Origin of the sequence: Pseudoclavibacter helvolus, assembly GCF_014191305.1 — a bacterium.
Classification (GTDB): domain Bacteria; phylum Actinomycetota; class Actinomycetes; order Actinomycetales; family Microbacteriaceae; genus Pseudoclavibacter; species Pseudoclavibacter helvolus.
Genome location: NZ_JACHWJ010000004.1, coordinates 176,538 through 192,624, shown reverse-complemented (window position 1 = coordinate 192,624; position 16,087 = coordinate 176,538). Strand labels below are relative to the sequence as shown.

The 16,087-nt window shown below is 66.6% G+C and carries 14 protein-coding genes and 1 tRNA gene; 8 read left to right on the top strand and 7 right to left on the bottom strand.

All coding sequences use genetic code 11. From position 1 onward, the window contains the following. Nucleotides 1-21: 21 nt before the first annotated feature. Both FHX72_RS13150 and FHX72_RS13145 read left to right on the top strand, forming a co-directional pair. Nucleotides 22-1,008, top strand: a complete 987-nt coding sequence (locus FHX72_RS13150; RefSeq protein WP_183625740.1) for a glycosyltransferase family 2 protein — start codon at nt 22-24, stop codon at nt 1,006-1,008. Then, nucleotides 1,005-2,480 carry a lipopolysaccharide biosynthesis protein gene (locus FHX72_RS13145; RefSeq protein WP_082775240.1) on the top strand — a complete coding sequence of 492 codons (1,476 nt, stop codon included), beginning with the start codon at nt 1,005-1,007 and terminating at the stop codon, nt 2,478-2,480. The genes FHX72_RS13150 and FHX72_RS13145 overlap by 4 nt, the downstream gene beginning before the upstream one ends. An 88-nt stretch (nt 2,481-2,568) precedes the next feature. Here FHX72_RS13145 and FHX72_RS13140 read toward each other — a convergent pair whose 3' ends face one another. Beyond that, a complete protein-coding gene (locus FHX72_RS13140) occupies nt 2,569-3,507 on the bottom strand; it encodes a DUF808 family protein (protein WP_183625738.1) in 939 nt (312 codons plus the stop codon). A gap of 781 nt (nt 3,508-4,288) precedes the next feature. Between FHX72_RS13140 and FHX72_RS13135 the strand changes: the two genes are divergently transcribed. Together FHX72_RS13135 and FHX72_RS13130 are read left to right on the top strand one after the other, a co-directional pair. Continuing rightward, complete coding sequence (locus tag FHX72_RS13135) at nt 4,289-4,651, top strand: bleomycin resistance protein (protein ID WP_068479482.1); 363 nt, start codon at nt 4,289-4,291, stop codon at nt 4,649-4,651. Beyond that, nucleotides 4,648-5,010: a hypothetical protein gene (locus FHX72_RS13130; protein WP_235812690.1), complete on the top strand. Its 363-nt coding sequence runs from the start codon at nt 4,648-4,650 to the stop codon at nt 5,008-5,010. The genes FHX72_RS13135 and FHX72_RS13130 overlap by 4 nt, the downstream gene beginning before the upstream one ends. A 10-nt stretch (nt 5,011-5,020) precedes the next feature. On the opposite strand, the gene FHX72_RS13125 is transcribed toward FHX72_RS13130, so the two are convergent. Then, on the bottom strand, nt 5,021-5,431 hold the full coding sequence (locus FHX72_RS13125) for a hypothetical protein (RefSeq protein ID WP_183625736.1): 411 nt from the start codon (nt 5,429-5,431) through the stop codon (nt 5,021-5,023). A gap of 219 nt (nt 5,432-5,650) precedes the next feature. On the opposite strand from FHX72_RS13125, the gene FHX72_RS13120 reads away from it, so the two are divergent. Next, entirely contained in the window at nt 5,651-6,592 is a 942-nt protein-coding gene (locus FHX72_RS13120; protein WP_183625734.1) for a CPBP family intramembrane glutamic endopeptidase, read from the top strand. Continuing rightward, nucleotides 6,589-8,103 carry an FAD-dependent oxidoreductase gene (locus FHX72_RS13115; RefSeq protein ID WP_183625732.1) on the top strand — a complete coding sequence of 505 codons (1,515 nt, stop codon included), beginning with the start codon at nt 6,589-6,591 and terminating at the stop codon, nt 8,101-8,103. Before FHX72_RS13120 ends, FHX72_RS13115 begins: the two co-directional genes overlap by 4 nt. Nucleotides 8,104-8,205: 102 nt before the next feature. Here FHX72_RS13115 and FHX72_RS13110 read toward each other — a convergent pair whose 3' ends face one another. After that, entirely contained in the window at nt 8,206-9,507 is a 1,302-nt protein-coding gene (locus FHX72_RS13110; protein ID WP_183625730.1) for a cation:dicarboxylate symporter family transporter, read from the bottom strand. Nucleotides 9,508-9,758: 251 nt separating this feature from the next. Here FHX72_RS13110 and FHX72_RS13105 point away from each other — a divergent pair, with 251 nt between their 5' ends. Further along, on the top strand, nt 9,759-10,541 hold the full coding sequence (locus FHX72_RS13105; RefSeq protein WP_183625728.1) for an FCD domain-containing protein: 783 nt from the start codon (nt 9,759-9,761) through the stop codon (nt 10,539-10,541). A 30-nt stretch (nt 10,542-10,571) separates the two neighbouring features. Here the strand turns inward: FHX72_RS13105 and FHX72_RS13100 are convergent, their stop codons facing one another. The 3 genes from FHX72_RS13100 to FHX72_RS13090 form a co-directional block, all read right to left on the bottom strand. Then, nucleotides 10,572-10,904, bottom strand: coding sequence for a DUF6301 family protein (locus FHX72_RS13100; protein WP_183625726.1), 333 nt, complete (start codon nt 10,902-10,904; stop codon nt 10,572-10,574). A gap of 170 nt (nt 10,905-11,074) precedes the next feature. After that, nucleotides 11,075-11,161, bottom strand: a tRNA-Ser gene (locus FHX72_RS13095). A 60-nt stretch (nt 11,162-11,221) separates the two neighbouring features. Then, nucleotides 11,222-12,178, bottom strand: coding sequence for a diacylglycerol kinase family protein (locus FHX72_RS13090; protein ID WP_183625724.1), 957 nt, complete (start codon nt 12,176-12,178; stop codon nt 11,222-11,224). A 120-nt stretch (nt 12,179-12,298) separates the two neighbouring features. Here FHX72_RS13090 and radA point away from each other — a divergent pair, with 120 nt between their 5' ends. Beyond that, nucleotides 12,299-13,627, top strand: a complete 1,329-nt coding sequence (radA, locus tag FHX72_RS13085) for a DNA repair protein RadA (protein ID WP_068477228.1) — start codon at nt 12,299-12,301, stop codon at nt 13,625-13,627. Nucleotides 13,628-13,740: 113 nt separating this feature from the next. On the opposite strand, the gene FHX72_RS13080 is transcribed toward radA, so the two are convergent. After that, entirely contained in the window at nt 13,741-15,984 is a 2,244-nt protein-coding gene (locus FHX72_RS13080; RefSeq protein ID WP_183625722.1) for a bifunctional metallophosphatase/5'-nucleotidase, read from the bottom strand. Between the last annotated feature and the right edge of the window lie 103 nt (nt 15,985-16,087).

Below are 16,087 nucleotides of genomic sequence, written 5' to 3'. Positions count from 1 at the left end.
AGAACTCCGGGGGGGGAGCCAATGCCGACAGTTTCCGTGGTGATCTGCGCGTACACGGAGGACCGCTGGTCCACGATCGTGCGCGGGGCGGAGTCGGCAACCGGTGGTTCGCTGGCGCCTGACGAGCTGATCCTCGTCATCGACCACAACCGCTCGCTGTTCGAGCGGGCCAGGCAGCACTTCGGCGACTCGGCGACCGTGGTCGAGAACAGCAGGCGCCGTGGGCTCTCCGGCGCCCGCAACACTGGCGTGGAGGTGGCCAGCGGCGAGATCGTCGCGTTCCTCGACGACGACGCTGTTGCCGATGCCGATTGGCTCGAACTACTGATCGCGCACTACGCCGACGCCGGTGTGGTCGCGGTTGGTGGGTCCGCGCGCCCAGCTTGGCCGGCTTCGCGCCCGCCGATGTACCCGACTCCGGGCTCCGCAACCGACCCGAGCGCCGGCCCCGGCGAGTTCGACTGGGTAGTCGGATGCACATACCTTGGTCAGCCCACGAGCGCCCGCGAGGTGCGTAACCTCATGGGCTGCAACATGTCGATGCGCCGATCGATGATCGTCACGGCTGGAGGCTTCGGCGAGGAGCTCGGCCGGGTAGGTCGTATCCCGCTCGGTGGTGAGGAGACGGAGCTGTGCATCCGAATCGCCGCCGCGAACCCGAGCGCGAAGGTCATCTTCGAGCCGCGATCGGCCGTCAGCCATGAAGTCGCAGCAGTACGCGGCACATGGGGCTACTTCTTGAGGCGCTGCTACGCGGAGGGCCTCTCGAAGGCGTCGATCGCCCGCCTTCAGGGTGCAACCGCAGCGCTATCCACGGAGAAGGACTACGTAGTTCGAGTGCTCGGCCGCGGTGTGCTGCGCGAGCTGCGCGCCGGCCGGTTGCAGGGGGCGGCGGCGATCGTGGCCGGTCTCGGTACCACGGGCGTCGGCTACGTTCGAGGGCGCCTGGCGAGGGGAACGGGCGCAAACGCCCAGCGGGCGTTCGCTCCCTCCCCTACTCGGGCATGAGTCAGGATTCGACTGCGTCCGCACTCGATCCGCGTCAGCTCGCGCGCAGCGCGGCGAGGGGCGCGGCCATGCAGTCGGGGGCCGTGGCGGTCAGCAGGCTCGTGCTGCTCGCAACGACCGCCATCCTGGCGCGGTCGCTGACGCCAGACCAGTACGGGCTGGTCACGCTGGCGCTGGTCATCATGGCCTACGCCGAGACCGTCGCTGACGGTGGCATCGCGCAGGCGCTTGTTGTGCTCACGAGGCGGCCCTCGATCGTGCGGGCCTCGCTCGCGATCACGCTCGGCTTCGGTGTGCTCCTCGCCGTTCTCCTTGTTGCGCTCGCGCCACTCTTCGCCGCCTGGTTCAAGCAGCCAGAGCTCACTGCGCTGCTGCAGGTCTCGAGCCTTGTTGTCGTCGGGGCGTCGCTCTGCGCCGTCCCAGAGTCGCTGCTGCGCAAGGACATGCGCTTCAGCGCCATCACGACCGCCTCCATCGTGCGCGCCATCGTGACGGGCGCCGTGACGATGGGGTTGGCGCTTGGCGGGGCGGGCGTGTGGTCGCTCATCGTCGGTTCGATCGCTGCCTCCTTCGCTTACGCGATCTCGTGCTGGGTCCTGCTGCGCGATTCGACGCCGTGGCGGTTCTGGCGCTGGGGACGAGCTGACTTCCGTGAAGTGACCGGCTTTGGGCTGCCAGCGGCCGGCAGCCAGATCATCTCCCGTTTCAACTTCGAGGTCGACTACCTGATCGTTGCGGCGTTCCTCGGGACCGCGGCGCTCGGCACCTACCAGCTGGCGTTCCGGCTGCCCGAGTTCGGCATCGTGAACACGCTCTACATCCTGACGGCGGTCTTGTATCCGCTGTACGCGAAGGCGCAGAGCGAACCGGGGCTGCTCCGGCGCAGCTACCTGCTCGGGCTTCGCGTGCAGACGATCTTCGGCGTGACCGCCGGTATCGGTCTGGCGACGGTTGCCCCGGCGCTAGTGCCGCTGCTGTTCGGCGATGGCTGGCTCATGGTGATCGAGCCCCTCATCGTGCTGTCGCTCTATGCGGCGGTCCGCTCGCTCGGCTCCGGCATCAACGAGGTGTACAAGGCGATCGGGCGGCCTGGCCTAGCCATGCGGCTCTCAGCTGCGCAGCTTTTTGTCTTCGTCGGTGTCCTCATCGCCGGGGCGCACTTCGGCGGCATCATGGGAGTCGCCGTCGGGCAGCTTGTTGTGGTGGCCGTGTTTGTGGTCGTGAAGCAGGCCGTCGCCATCCGCATCATGGGCCTCCGCACTCTGGATGTGCTCCGCTCCTACCTGCCCGCGATGGTGTGCGGGGCGGCCGTCGCGCTCATCGGCTTCGGCTTGTGGCTCGTGCCGATGGATGCGACGCTGCGCGCCGGCATCACGGTCGCCGTCGCTGTCTCCGTCGTGTGGTGCATCCTCCGCTTCGGCTTCACGGCGACCTACTCGGAGCTCATCGGCCTCCTGCGCCGCGAGCGCTAGGCCCCGGGAAACAGAAAACGCTGCCTGTGTTTCCAACGTCGGGGAGCCCCGGGAGGTTGGAAACACAGGCAGCGATGCTACTGAAGCGCTAGTGGGCGCTGGGGTTCGGGGCCTCGCCAGCCGTAGCCGGGGCTTCGCCCGAAGTCACGGCCTTTGCCTTCTTCGGCAGGATGCGTCCGACGAGGAGCGTGATGCCGACGACCACGAGTCCGACCACCAGACCGACGACGGCGGAGATGAGCGTGTCGACGAGCCACACGACGACGGGGCCGGTGTTGATGAGGGCGTGCTCGATCTCGTGGAGCAGGTCAGCCGGCGCGTGGAAGCCGACCTCCCCGACGTTGATGATGACGAGGTGGCCGCCGACCCACAGCATGGCGACGGTGCCGACGATGCTGATGACGCGGAACACGGCGGGCATCGAGCGCACGATTCGCACGCCGAGGTGCCTCGTGCGGCGGTCGCTGCGGGTCGCCATTTGGAGCCCGATGTCGTCGATCTTCACGAGCAGGGCCACGGCGCCGTAGACGAGCGCAGTCATGGCGAGCGCGATGACAACCAGCGCGGCCAGCCGCATCCAGAACCCGAGGTCAGGGTCGAGGTTGGACAGCGAGATGAGCATGATCTCGGTAGAGAGGATGAGGTCGGTGCGCACCGCGCCGGACACAAGCTTCTTCTCGTCGCGCGGGTGGTCCTCGTCGAGCGCATGATGGTGGCCGAACCACTCGGTGACCTTCTCCGCACCCTCGAAGCACAGGTACACGCCGCCGACGATGAGGAGGAACGGCAGCATCCACGGCGCAAACGCCGTCAAGAGCAGCGCGATCGGGATGATGATGACGAACTTGTTGAAGAGGCTGCCCTTGGCGATGTTCCAGACGACGGGAAGCTCGCGGGCGGGCGTGATGCCCTGCACGTACTGCGGCGTGACGGCGGCGTCGTCGATGACAACGCCCGCCGACTTCGCCGAGGCCTTGAGCGCGGCGGTGAGGATATCGTCGACGACGGCAAGCAGGCCAACGGGCACGGTGTTCTCCTAGGTGTTCAGTCGCCACGCGAAGCGCGGCAGACAGAGCTTACCCGGGCCGTGCGAATGTGGGTCGGTCCTAGATAGGCGCGCACTGGTTGCGAATGTAGACCAGTTCGCAGTCGACTGAGGTCACGGTGAAGGACGTCGACGCATTGCACCCGGCAGAATCGGCGCTGTCTGCGGCGAACTCGAGGAACGAGTTCGGTTGGATCGTGATCTTGAACGTCCGCTGAGCGGACCAGTGAGGGGACCGCTGGCCGGACCACCTGGCGAGGGGGCGGTTGGGTCAGCGGAGTCAGGCACCGGGGCTGGGAACGTGTGATCCCCGGGGGTGGACGGCTGGAGCGTCACCGTCGAGTTGTAAGAGTTGCGAACGAAAAAGTTGAACGGAGCCTCGCTGGCGACCTGCGTGAACTCATAGGTCCGTTCAACCGAGCCAGTGTTCGTGGCCCGCACCGCGTTGCCGTTGAGACTCGTAGCGAAGATGGGCCAAGTCACCAACGACAGAATGTCGTCCGTCCCGCACTGGGCGATCGCATTGCTCGCCGCGAAGGCGGGCGCAGCGGCGGCCACGGCGAGCACGGGCACGCTCCAGGTACTCGCGCGCATGACGCTGCGGCGGGTGGGGGAATTCGGTAGTTCAGCCACGCAGGCTCCAAGCCGGCCAGGGGACCAAGTAGTTCGAGCTGGGAGCGCTCGCACTTGAAGAGTAACCACCGGCAGATGAACTGCAGGTTTCCGACCACGCACATTGCGCATCTTGCCTAGTCTTGTGCGCATGCGCGACCGTGCCGTCCCCAATCTCCCGTCGAGGGACTTCGACGCGACGGCCGGCTTCTACGGCTCGTTTGGCTTCGCCAAGACCTACCGCGACGACGGGTGGATGATCCTCGCACGCGGCACGGTTGTGCTTGAGTTCTTCGCGTTTCCGGACGTCGACCCCTACGCGAGCAACGCGATGTGCAGCATCCGGGTGGCTGATGTCGACGCTCTCTACGATGCGATCCGAGCAACCGGCGTTCCGGAGGCGCGAGTCGGGTTCCCCCGCCTCCATCCCGTCACCAGGGGGGACTGGGGCGGCAGGGTCGGCTACCTCGTCGACATCGACGGCACGCAGCTGAACCTCATCGGGGAGCGATGAGCAACCGGCCGCTCGCTGCACTCCCCGGGGCCGCCCGGATGCTGTGCCTCAGCCGCCGGGACGGCGAGATCTGCACGCGCCGGGCCGGGCACTTGGGCCTCCACAACAGGACGGGGTCGAGCATCCTCTGGAGCGAAATCGATGCCGACCAGCCGCGCTGTCCAGGGAGCGGGAGGGACGCCACGCCTGCGCCGACGCTCGCCGACGGCTACCCGGACGGCCGCGCCCTCTGCGAGGTGTGCTTCGCGTTTGTCCAGCTCGGCGATGGCACGCTCGCCGAGCACGACTCCTGGCGCGGCGACGACACTCGCCAGGAAGCAGACCAGCGCCGCGAGTGGATGAACTCCCACGGCTGGTGAGCGCCGGCGACTAGAACTGGCTCGAGACCCCCGACAGCGCGAGGAGGAGGAGTGGCGAGGCTGCGAGAACAGCGAGCGGCACGAAAAACGCGAACTTGCCGCGCCGGTGACGATGAATGCACAGGATGGCCGTGCCAATCGTGAGGAGCCAGGGGCCGAACATCACGATGCCGATGAACACTCGGACCCAGGTCATGTTTGTGTCTGGGTTGTCTGCGGCCATGGCGAAGACAGGCGCCACGAAGCTCGCGAGTGCGCTGAAGATGGCCATACCGACGATGAGGACCCAGGTTGTGATGCGGTCTGCCACCTCTGCACCTGAGCGTTGCGTTGCCGACTGTTGGGCCGGCTCGATTCTTCTCGCCACGGCATCGTCGGCTGGATCAGACGTGCCGCCCTCGCTGAGGCCTGCAGTGCTCATGGCACGACCATAGCGCTGGACCGTTCAATTACCGGGCGAAGTGCCTGCCGGCGTAGGTGCGAGGCCTGCTTCTCCAGAGGCCAGCACCCGGCGCGTCACCACTTCGCCCGATAATTGACCGGAGAGGCGCGGCTGACGGCGGCCGCCGGCCATGTTCGGCCGGACTCCCCCACGACAGCCGCCCCTCTCTCCCCTCCCCCGACGACATGGAGTAAGCCCATGAGCGCCCAGACCGACGCCATTTCGAGTTCCCGTTGGAAGACCTTCTGGGAACGTGGCGGGTGGTGGAAGGCCGTGCTGCTCGTTGTCGTCTACTACGTCGTCTACCAGCTCGGGGGCTTGCTGTTCGTGCCTCTGAAGGAGGGCCTGGAGCCGGGTTCCGCCGGCACGGTCATAGTCGACTTCGCCCTGCCGATCGCTTTCGGCGGGGTACTGCTGATCGTTTTCGCCCTCTCGCTCGGCTGGCTGCGAGAGCTGTTCGCACCGCAGCCCATCAGTGGGCGGGGGTGGATGTGGATCGCCGTCGCCGTCGTGCTCGCCTTCAACGTGCTCCGGTTCGCGTCCCTCGACTACGCGGGCGCCGGGTTCGACGTCGTTGCCGCCTGGCTGCTCGCCGGCCTCTGCATTGGCTTCGCCGAGGAAGTGCTGACACGCGGCTACGTCGTGAACCTCATGCGAAAAGCCGGCCACTCCGAGGTCGCCACGGCGACCGTCTCGGCGGCGCTCTTCGCGGCGATGCACTCCGGCAACGCCCTCGGCGGGCAAAGCCTGCTCGCGACGGCCATCCAGGTGCTCTACACGTTCGCCTTCGGCATCTGCATGTACCTGACGCTGCGCGTCACGGGGAACCTGATCTGGCCCATCCTCTTGCACGCGAGCACCGACCCGAGCATCTTCCTCCTGACGGCGCACCCCGGAGACGGCCCGCTTGCATCCATTGCCGCCCTCGGCAACTTCCCCGTGATCCTCTTCGGGCTGGTGGCGATCTTCTTCATCCGGGGCAGGTGGCTCGGCCCGCTGGCGACGACACGCCGCGTCTGGCCCCGACCCAATAGGAGCGCACCGCGGGCAGCGCCGTCGAGAGACGGCGTTGTCAAGGGGTCGGGAACCTCCAGAAGCACCTGCGACGCTCATCCCGATCACACCGGGAGCCCCACATGACCTCGATCTGGCGCGACACCTCCGCTCGCCCCGTCACCGACACCATCGACGAACTGCCGAGCAGGAGTGACGTCATCGTCGCCGGCGCGGGCATCGCCGGCCTCGCCGGTGCGGTCCTGCTCAGCGAGGCGGGACTCAAGGTCACGCTCGTCGAAGCGCGCACTGTCGCCGACCTCGCGACGGGCAACACCACGGCGAAGTTCTCGCTCCTGCAGGGCTCCCAACTCTCGAGCGTGCGGCAGAAGCGCGGCCACGAGATCGCTGCGGCCTACGTCGAGGCGAACAGAGTGGGCCTCGACTGGACGTCAGCGTTCTGCTCGGCAGACGGAGTGGCCTGGCAGACACGCCCCGCCATCAACTTCGCGACGACGAGGTCAGGAGCCAGGAAGGTGGATGAGGAGCGCGCGGTCGCTGAAGAGCTCGGGCTCCCCGTCGAGACGGGTGGCCACCACGGGCTGCCATTCACCGTCGAGAACTTCTTCGCAGTCCCGGGCAACGGGCAGGTGGACCCGTATGAGCTCTCGATCGCGCTGGTCGCGCGTGCTCGGCGAGCAGGGACGAAGGTCGTGGAGGGAGTCACCGTCACGGCCGCGACGCAGCACAAGCAACACGTCGAGGTGCAGGCGACAACCGGGCAGGAGGCGGACCTCGTCTCGTTCTCCGCTGGGCACCTCATCCTCGCGACCGGCTTCCCCGTGCTCGATCGCGGCCTGCACTTCACGCGCCTCACGGCCCACCGCTCGCACCTCGTGTCCTTCAGATCCGCGGGCGACGTGCCCACGGGCATGTACCTGTCCATGGACTCGGGCGGCCACTCGTACCGGCAGTTCCGTCGCGCAGACGGCGACTACCTCCTCGTGGGCGGCGCGGGCCACCAGGTCGGGGCTTCGGTCTCCTCGCGAGCGGGCGTCGACGAGCTCATCGCGCAGGCCCACGACCGCTTCATCGGCCTCACTGAGACGCACCGCTGGGCAGCCCAGGACTACACGAACGTCGACGCGACACCCCTCGTCGGCCCCATCGACCCGCGCGACGACCGCATCCTCGCCATGACGGGCTTCGCGAAGTGGGGCATGACCAACGGCGTCGCGGCCGCCCACGATCTGGCCGCGCGCATCCTCGGCGAGCGGACCGAGTGGATGAAGACGCTCTACGACCGGTCTCCCAGCGTTCAGGGCGCACTTGGCCTCGTCGAGCGAGGCGCCCACACGGCGGCAAGGCTCACGAGCGAGTGGGGCAAGGCGCTCACGCACACCGACGACTCGGCGCCTGCGGAGGGTGAGGGGCGCGTGGGACGCGAGGGAGTGCATCCGGTCGCCACCAGCACGGTCGGCGGGGCAACCCGCGCCGTGTCAGCGGTATGCCCGCACCTCGGGGGCGTGGTCGTCTGGAACGACGAGTCCTGCAGCTGGGACTGCCCGCTGCACGCCTCGCGGTTCGAGCCAGACGGGACGAGGATCGAGGGACCGGCGACGACCGGGCTGGCGAGCGTCGAGCAACCGGATTCCTGAGCCCGTTCGATCCTGCCGCCGAGGGCGGCGTTGTGGTCGTCAAAGCTCACTTTTGGCGACCACAAGTCCACCCTGGCTGCAGCTTGACTGAGCCGCCAAGCATCAGTCGGCGGCATCCGCCTTCTCGAACTGCCCCTTGAACTCCTCGAGGTCGAGGGCATCCGTCGTTACCTGCTTCTTGTCGTCATAGACATCCCGGTCGATCTCGTTGCTGGCGTTGGCGACGAGCATCGCGACGAAGGTGTCGCCGTTGACGTTGAGGAAGGTGCGGAAGATTCTCGCGAACCAGTCGACGGCGATGAGCAGGCCAACAGCCTCGAAGGGCAACCCCAGGGACGTCGCGAGGAACATCGCGACGACCGGGAACCCGCCAGGGACTGTGATCGTGCCCATGTTGAGGAGGATCGCGAGGGCCATGCCGAGCACGATCGTGCCGAAGTCGAGCGTGATGCTGCCCGACTGAACCAGGAACATGACAACGATCATGTAGTTCAACACGGCCCCATACGAGCCCATCGTGAGCCCTACCGAAAGCGTGAAGTTCGCGACCGGTTGACTGACGCCGAACTTCTCGATGGCCGTCTTGAGCACCGTCGGGTAGGTGACCGCAGAGCTTGTGGTCGTGATCGCGATCATGGTCTGGTCGCTCAGCTTCGCCGGCAGCTTTGCCGGGTTGAGGCCCGTGCGCAGCCACACGACCACAACGAACAGAACGAGGAGGATGAGCACCCCGATGAGCGTCGAGCCCAGGTACTTGAGGCCGCTTGTCACGACCGCGAACCCGACCGTGCCGGCGAGGTTCGCGAGCAGGCAGAAGACGCCGACCGGGGCGATGACCATGACGAAGCGGATCATCGTGAGCACGATCTGCTGGATCTGATCGAAGAAGTCCAGCACGAGGCGGTTGCCCGTCTTCGTAATGTAGGCGTTGAGCGCAACGCCGAAGAGCAGGGAGAAGATGATGATCGGCACCATGGTTGCCGTCGACATGGCCGAGAAGATGTTCGTGGAGACGAACCCGAGAATCGTGTCCTGCCAACCGGTGGCCTCGGCGGCAGATTCCTGGAGCGCGGGGTCGACTCCGCCGGAGAAGTCGACGCCTGCGCCTGGCTGGATGACGACACTGATGCACCAGGCGAGTACCGCGGCGACGACCGAGAAGCCGATCATCCACTTGAACGTGCGGAAGGCCATCCGCCCCATTCCGGATCCGGTCATGGCACCCGTCGCGACGATGACGGATGCCATGACAAGCGGCACGATCGCCATCTGGATGAGCCTGATGAAGAGGTCGCCCACGAACTTGAGGTTCGCGGCCCACTCGCCGACGAGCAGCCCGAAGACGATGCCAAGGATGGCCGCGCTCCCGATCTGGAGCGCGGGATTCTTCAGAGTCTTCTTCACGGGGGCTCCCACTCGGCCGACGGCGGTCGCGGCACAGTTCTGCGTCGCGGTGGGACCAAAGTGAGAGGCGGTGGAGGCGGCGGATGCGCGAATTGGTAGGACCGTTACACGCTGTTCACGCGCGGGCGAATCCCGTAACAGGGCATTTACATTGGTGTTCGAGCAGCCCCTCGCCGTCGCGCGAGCCCATGCCAAACTGAGTACGTGGCGACTGCCGCCACCTTGCTTCCGCGAGAACAGGTGACTCTTCCGTGACCGTTACGTCCGATCGCCCCCTCGGCCCATTGCCTCGGACCCGCGCGCTCATCGCGGACGACATCGTGATGCACCTGGAACGGCTCATCGTCGGCGGCGACCTCGCGCCTGGCTCGCCGCTCCCACCCGAGCGCGCTCTGGCCCTCGAGCTCGGAGTCTCGCGAAATGCGCTCCGCGAGGCGCTCACTCGACTCGAGGGACTCGGGCTTCTCGAGCGTCGACATGGTAGCGCAAACCGGGTCGCCCGCTCGATCCCGCTCACGGCGACGCTCGCTGGCCGCCTGCAGGCCGTGCAGGCTGACTACGACCATTCGGCGGAGTTCCGATCGCTGGTCGAACCCCGCATTGCTCGCCTCGCGGCGGAACGCATCAGCGGACGACAACTGGACACACTCGGCACACTGCTGGAACAGACGGCGGAGGAGACGGATGCTGACCTGTCTGCCAGACTCGACCTCGAGTTCCACACTGCGATAGCCCAGGCGACCGCGAACCCTCTACTGGCCACCCTCGGTGAGCTGACGGCGTCCTGGACCGTTGAGGCTCGCGTTCTTTCGCACCTCGGCGGCGAGGGGCGGCGCGTCTCCCACGAAGGCCATGCCCGCATCCTCGCCGCGCTGTCCGCCCGCGATGCCGAGGCGTCCGAGTACGCGATGCGCATCCAACTCGCCGAGGTTCGAGAGGTCATCGAAGCTGTCCGAGCCGTGGATCGACCCCGCGACGACGGTCCGACCAATTTGACCGTTTCGTCACCGACCCAAAAAGCGAGCTACAGGTAGTCGCCCTCGTCCCCGGTCCCTGGGATGCGGTCATGGAATGCCGAGGCGCCCCTCGGCACGTTCGATGTCCGCGTAGCGAGGATGCAGCACTTGCAGGAGCACCGTAGCTTCCAGCACCTTGATCCAGAGATGTCCGCGGTTCTCCAGTTCCCAGAACGCGTTCCCGTCCTGCTTCCCGGACGGCTCACCCAGCACCGACGTTGCGCACGACGCCATGTCCTCCCGCACCGACAGCAGATCTTTGCCCGCATGCTCCCGTGAGAAATTACAAAGCCTGAGCCTCACCTCCGACAGGTAGCCGTCAGAAAACGAAAGGAAGGCGTGCGGGTTGCCTCCAGCGGCGGCCACGACGAGTTGCACCATCGCCTGTCTCCCCCACTTTCCAAGTCCGAAGTCGAGCGCGCCCCGAATTCAGGACGACCTCCGGAACTGTCACGCTCGCGCATTCCTTGCTTGCACGAGATGGAACGAGAAAACAAAGCAAAAGACCCCGACACCCTGCAATTGCAGAGAAGTCGGGGCCTTTCAGACGGCGGTGACGGTGGGATTTGAACCCACGGTAGAGTCGCCCCTACACAACATTTCGAGTGTTGCACCTTCGGCCGCTCGGACACGTCACCGTGGGGAATCTTAGTACGACCATGGGGGTGCTTCGCAAATCGAGCGCCGTCGTCGGCGCGTCAAGCCCGTTCCGTGGGCTCGATGAGGCGCACAGCGCCCGCATCCACTCGCACGTCCAGGGTGCACGCGTCGCGGCCGGGACCGTGCAGCTCCTCGCCGTCGGCGTAGATGAGCACGCCACCCGGTATCTGCACGCGGATGCTCGTGACGCGCTCGAGGGTCACGGGCGGCAGTCGCGTGTGCAGCCCCGCCATGGCAAGCGGGAACAGCGTGAGGAGACCGATGCGCGGGAGGCGACCCACAGCAAAGAGGTCGAGGACCCCGTCGTCGATGACCGCCTTTGGCGCGACCCTGATTCCGCCGCCGATCGAGGAGCCGTTGAGGATCGAGAGGAGCTCCGCGGTCACGGACCGCATCGGGCCATCATCGACCGACACGCCGAACTCCAGTGGGGAAAAGCGCCGCACCGACTCGAGGAGTGCGGCTACGTAGCGAGCGGTGCCAGGCAACTTCTGCAGCTCGTTCGCGCGACGATTTACGACGGCATCGAAGCCGATGTTCACCGAGTTGATGGCCACATGTTCGACGCCATCAGCTGACAGCCGAATGACATCCACATCGCGGATGCCGGCAGTCCCCATCCTCAACGACGTCAGCATCCGCTCGATCCCGGCAGCAGGTGCTCCACGCTCGAGCCTCGCGCTGCGCGCGAAGTCATTGCCCGTACCGGATGGCACGATACCGAGTGGCACCCCCGTTCCGGCGACGAGGCCAGCCCCCATGGACACCATGCCGTCGCCGCCTTGCACGATGAGCGCATCCGGCCTCGGTTCCCCCGCAAGCACAGCCGCTGCCTGGTCTCGAAGAGCCGCGAACGACTCGGCCGCAACAAGCACCACCTCAAGATCGGGTGACGACGTCGCACCAGCTCCCCCGGCGAGGCGCCGGCCCAAGTGCGCGGAAGCGCCAAGCCCCGCCGTCGGGTTCACCACGTACAGGACTCTCTGCGCTCGCACGGACCCATTCTGCATGTGCAGCAACGCGTATCCACCGCCCTCCGCCGCCAACGAGCACAAATCGAGCCGCCACGGACCGAGCGGGGCTCCAGTGTCGGTGGTCACGCCTAGCCTTGACCCATGCCTCCCAAGACCAAGCAGCAGCCAGCGTTCAAGTGCACCGAATGCGGTGCAGCGTCGCTGAAGTGGTTCGGGCAGTGCCCCGAGTGCCAAGCCTGGGGCACGCTCGTCGACCGCTTCGAGTCGCAGACAGCCGGACGCATCCAGGCCGCCACCATCAGCGAGTCGCGCGCCGCGCGTCCCATCACCGAGGCACCAATCGACAACGTGGCCCACCGCCCAACGGGAATCGGCGAATTCGACCGCGTGCTCGGCGGCGGCCTCGTGCCTGGCGCCGCGATCCTGCTGAGCGGCGAGCCCGGCGTCGGCAAGTCGACGATCCTCCTCGAGCTCGCGTCGCGCGTCGCCGCCAAGGGCACCACCGTGCTCTACGCGTCAGCCGAAGAGTCGGTGAACCAGGTGCGGATGCGCGCCCAGCGCACCAACGCACTCCACGACACCCTGTACCTCGCAAGCGAGACCGATCTGTCGACCGTGCTCGGCCAGATAGAGCGCCTCGACCCCGGCCTCATCATCGTCGACTCCGTGCAGACCGTCGCGAGCGACACCGTCGACTCGCTCGCTGGCCAGCCGAGCCAGGTGCGCGAAGTCGCCTCCGCCCTCATCCGCGTCGCCAAGACCCGCGGTGTGCCCGTCATCATCGTCGGTCACGTCACGAAAGACGGCACGATCGCTGGCCCCCGCCTCCTCGAGCACCTCGTCGACGTCGTCGCACACATCGAGGGCGACCGGCACACGGCACTTCGGTTCGTCCGCACGATCAAGAACCGGTTCGGCCCGACTGACGAGGTGGGATGCTTCGAGATGACTGGTGAGGGCATGACCGAGGTCCCCGACCCGTCCGGCTTGTTCCTGAGTGAGCGGCCGGAGCCCGTCAGCGGCACGTGCGTCACCGTCGCCCTCGAGGGCCGCCGAGCCTTGCCCGTCGAGATCCAGGCACTCGTGCAGAAGACCAACGCGCCCAATCCCCGGCGAGTCACGAACGGCGTCGACACGAGCCGCGTCGCGATGCTGCTCGCCGTGCTCGAGCGGCGGACGAAGCACAAACTGTCCGAATACGACGTGTACGTCTCCACGGTCGGCGGGGTGAAGCTGCAGGAGCCAGCAGCCGACCTCGCCATCGCCATCGCCATCGCCTCGTCGATCCGCAACCGACCGGTGCGCGACGGCACGGTCGTCTTCGGCGAAGTCAGCCTCGCGGGCGAGATCCGGCGGGTTGCCTCCGCAAACCTCCGCGCAGCCGAAGCCAAGCGCATGGGCCTCGCTCACGTCGTCGACCCCTCGATCGGCAGCATCGACCTCGCCCTCGCGGCCGCGCTCGGCAACTAGGGACACACCAAGGTGGCATCGCGCCACACCCTGGGCATGCCGAAAGGCCCGGAGCAGGTGCTCCGGGCCTTTCGCGAATCGACCCTTGGGCGACTCAGTGTTGCGTTCGAGTGCTACGCGTCGCTGCCTGCGCGGCGGCGAAGCAGGATCGCTGCACCACCTGCGACGAGCAACGCAAGCGCGCCAGCGATCGCGGCGAAGATCGCGTTCTCGTCGGCACCGGTCGTGGCGAGCGAGCCTCCGTCAGCGGCGGGCGTCGTCGCGGTCGGTACGGGAGCAGTCGTTGCAGTCGCGGTCGGCGTAGCCGAAGCCGTCGGCTCTGGCGTTGCGGTCGGGTCGACCATCGGCGGAACGATGACCGGGAGCGACGCGATAGCGCCAGACTGGCTAGCCATAAAGGCGAGGCGTGACTCGGAGGTCTCAGCGATGCCATTCTCCGAAAGCGTGAAGGTGAACTGCACCTCGTTCGGCGTCGCGAGGTCGACCTGCTCGGCGCCGAGTTCCATCTGACCGATCCATCCGACGACGAACAGGTTCTGCTTGAACCCGAGCGACGTGAGGTTGAACTTCGAGACGGTCAGCGTGTACGTCTCACCGGCGACAAACGTGTTGTTCTCGGGGAGGCCGATGATCTCGATGCCGTTGCGCTTCACGTCGGGCGTGACACCCTCAGGGGAAGCGGCGGTCTCGCTGCGGATCCACGAGACGAACGCGTCGAGGTCGATGAGGCCCGTGTCCTGGACGCCCACGTTGTTGTTCAGCGAGTGGAAGTTGTCGCCACCGGCTGCGAGGAAGGTCGGCATGACGATGTTGTACGTCTCGTCTGGCTTCACGGGCTCATCGTTGATCGAGAGTCCGACGATGCGCTCCATGCGGGGCCGCGAGCTGTCGAAGATGTACGAGAAGTTGTCGCTCAGACCAAGCTGCAGGTACGGACGCGAGGGCACTGCGCCGCTCGCGGTCAGCTGCCACTGCTCTTCGAGCACGTTCTTCAGGTCGACACCCTTGAGGGAGACGACCGAGAGGTTGTTAGCGAACGGGAGGACGGTTGCCGCTTCCTTGTAGGTGATCTGGCCGTCATTGTCGAGGAGGTCTGCGCGCAGGCCACCTGGGTTCATGATGGCCGCGTCGACGTCGCGTCCCGTGCTGGCGACCGACTCGAGCATCGACTGCGAGACGATGCCGCCAAGCGACGACTCGTCAGCACGGTTGTCGGCCGTCTTCACGACGCCCCCGGACGTGGTGCCGTCCTCGGCGACCACAAGGGTGCCAGGCTCGTATTCCTTGCCGCGCGAGAGGTCACCCGTCTGCGTTCCGACAACCTCGGCGCCGAGCACGTCTGCCTCGGCGACGGCAGCGTCCCGGATCTTGCGGACTTCAGCGATGCGAGGGTCGCTCTCCAGGGCAGCAGGAACCGCCTCGAGCGTCGGCACAACCGAGCTGTCCGACTTCGTCACGTTGCCCGAAGCGTCGACCGTGAGGGCAACCTGCGCGATGTTCTCCGCGTACTGGCCGGCCTGGATGACGGGGCGAGTGGATGCGCCGTTGGGCGCGTCATAGGCGTACTCGCGGTGCGAGTGAGCGTTGAAGATCGCATCGACCTCAGGGGCCGTGTCCTGCACGATGTGGCGGAAGGCTTCCGTCTCCTCGTTCGTCGCGAGCGGCACATCGCTGTTCGGCGCACCCTCGTGGTACGAGGCGATGATGACGTCTGCAGCCTTGCTCGCGGTGAGCTCAGCGGCGACCTTGTTGACGGCCTCGACCGGGTCGCCGAACGTGACGCCCTTGATGCCATCAGGCGAAACGAGGGCGGAAGTCTCTTCCGTGACCGCGCCGATGACGGCGACCTTGAGCCCGTTGACCTCGAAGATCGCGTGCGTGTCGAACGGGTGCGACCCATCGGCGAGCGTGACGTTCGCGGCAAGGTCTGGACCATTGGTGGCGGGCGAGATGCGGCCGGTTGCATCGTCGATGCCCTGGTCGAACTCGTGGTTGCCCTGCGTCCAGGAGTCCACGCCGATCGTATTGAGCACGTCGATCGTCGGCTGGTCCTGCTGGATCGACGACTCGAAGAGGCTCGCGCCGACGGCGTCACCGTTGGAGATGACAAGGCTGTTCTCCTCGCCGAAGCCCTGCTGCGCCTGCAGCACGGTCGCGGCGAATAGGTCGGCTTCGAGGAATCGACCGTGGAAGTCATTGAAGCCCACGATGTTGATCTGCTTCGCGCCGGCGGTGGGCTCGATGAAGCTCGGGGAGAGCACGGCAGCCTGGGCTGGGGCCGCGAAGGCAGAAACAAGAGCTGCCGTGCCGAGAACGGCAGCGGCAGCTGTTGCGCGCTTGCGAGTGGGCGTCGTCATGAGTCTCCTGGAGATCGACGGAAGGACAGATTCGTGCGGAACGAGACGATCGTCTCAGCTCACACTGTCTTCAAGGTTAACGTTCAGGGGATTATCGCGAAAC

Excerpts from the sequence above, each read along its gene's own strand:
- FHX72_RS13150 (WP_183625740.1), top strand. The coding sequence starts at position 22 with ATGCCGACAGTTTCCGTGGTGATCTGCGCGTACACGGAGGACCGCTGG.
- FHX72_RS13145 (WP_082775240.1), top strand. The coding sequence starts at position 1,005 with ATGAGTCAGGATTCGACTGCGTCCGCACTCGATCCGCGTCAGCTCGCG.
- FHX72_RS13135 (WP_068479482.1), top strand. The coding sequence starts at position 4,289 with ATGCGCGACCGTGCCGTCCCCAATCTCCCGTCGAGGGACTTCGACGCG.
- FHX72_RS13130 (WP_235812690.1), top strand. The coding sequence starts at position 4,648 with ATGAGCAACCGGCCGCTCGCTGCACTCCCCGGGGCCGCCCGGATGCTG.
- FHX72_RS13125 (WP_183625736.1), bottom strand. The coding sequence starts at position 5,431 with ATGAGCACTGCAGGCCTCAGCGAGGGCGGCACGTCTGATCCAGCCGAC.
- FHX72_RS13120 (WP_183625734.1), top strand. The coding sequence starts at position 5,651 with ATGAGCGCCCAGACCGACGCCATTTCGAGTTCCCGTTGGAAGACCTTC.
- FHX72_RS13115 (WP_183625732.1), top strand. The coding sequence starts at position 6,589 with ATGACCTCGATCTGGCGCGACACCTCCGCTCGCCCCGTCACCGACACC.
- FHX72_RS13100 (WP_183625726.1), bottom strand. The coding sequence starts at position 10,904 with ATGGTGCAACTCGTCGTGGCCGCCGCTGGAGGCAACCCGCACGCCTTC.
- radA (WP_068477228.1), top strand. The coding sequence starts at position 12,299 with ATGCCTCCCAAGACCAAGCAGCAGCCAGCGTTCAAGTGCACCGAATGC.
- FHX72_RS13080 (WP_183625722.1), bottom strand. The coding sequence starts at position 15,984 with ATGACGACGCCCACTCGCAAGCGCGCAACAGCTGCCGCTGCCGTTCTC.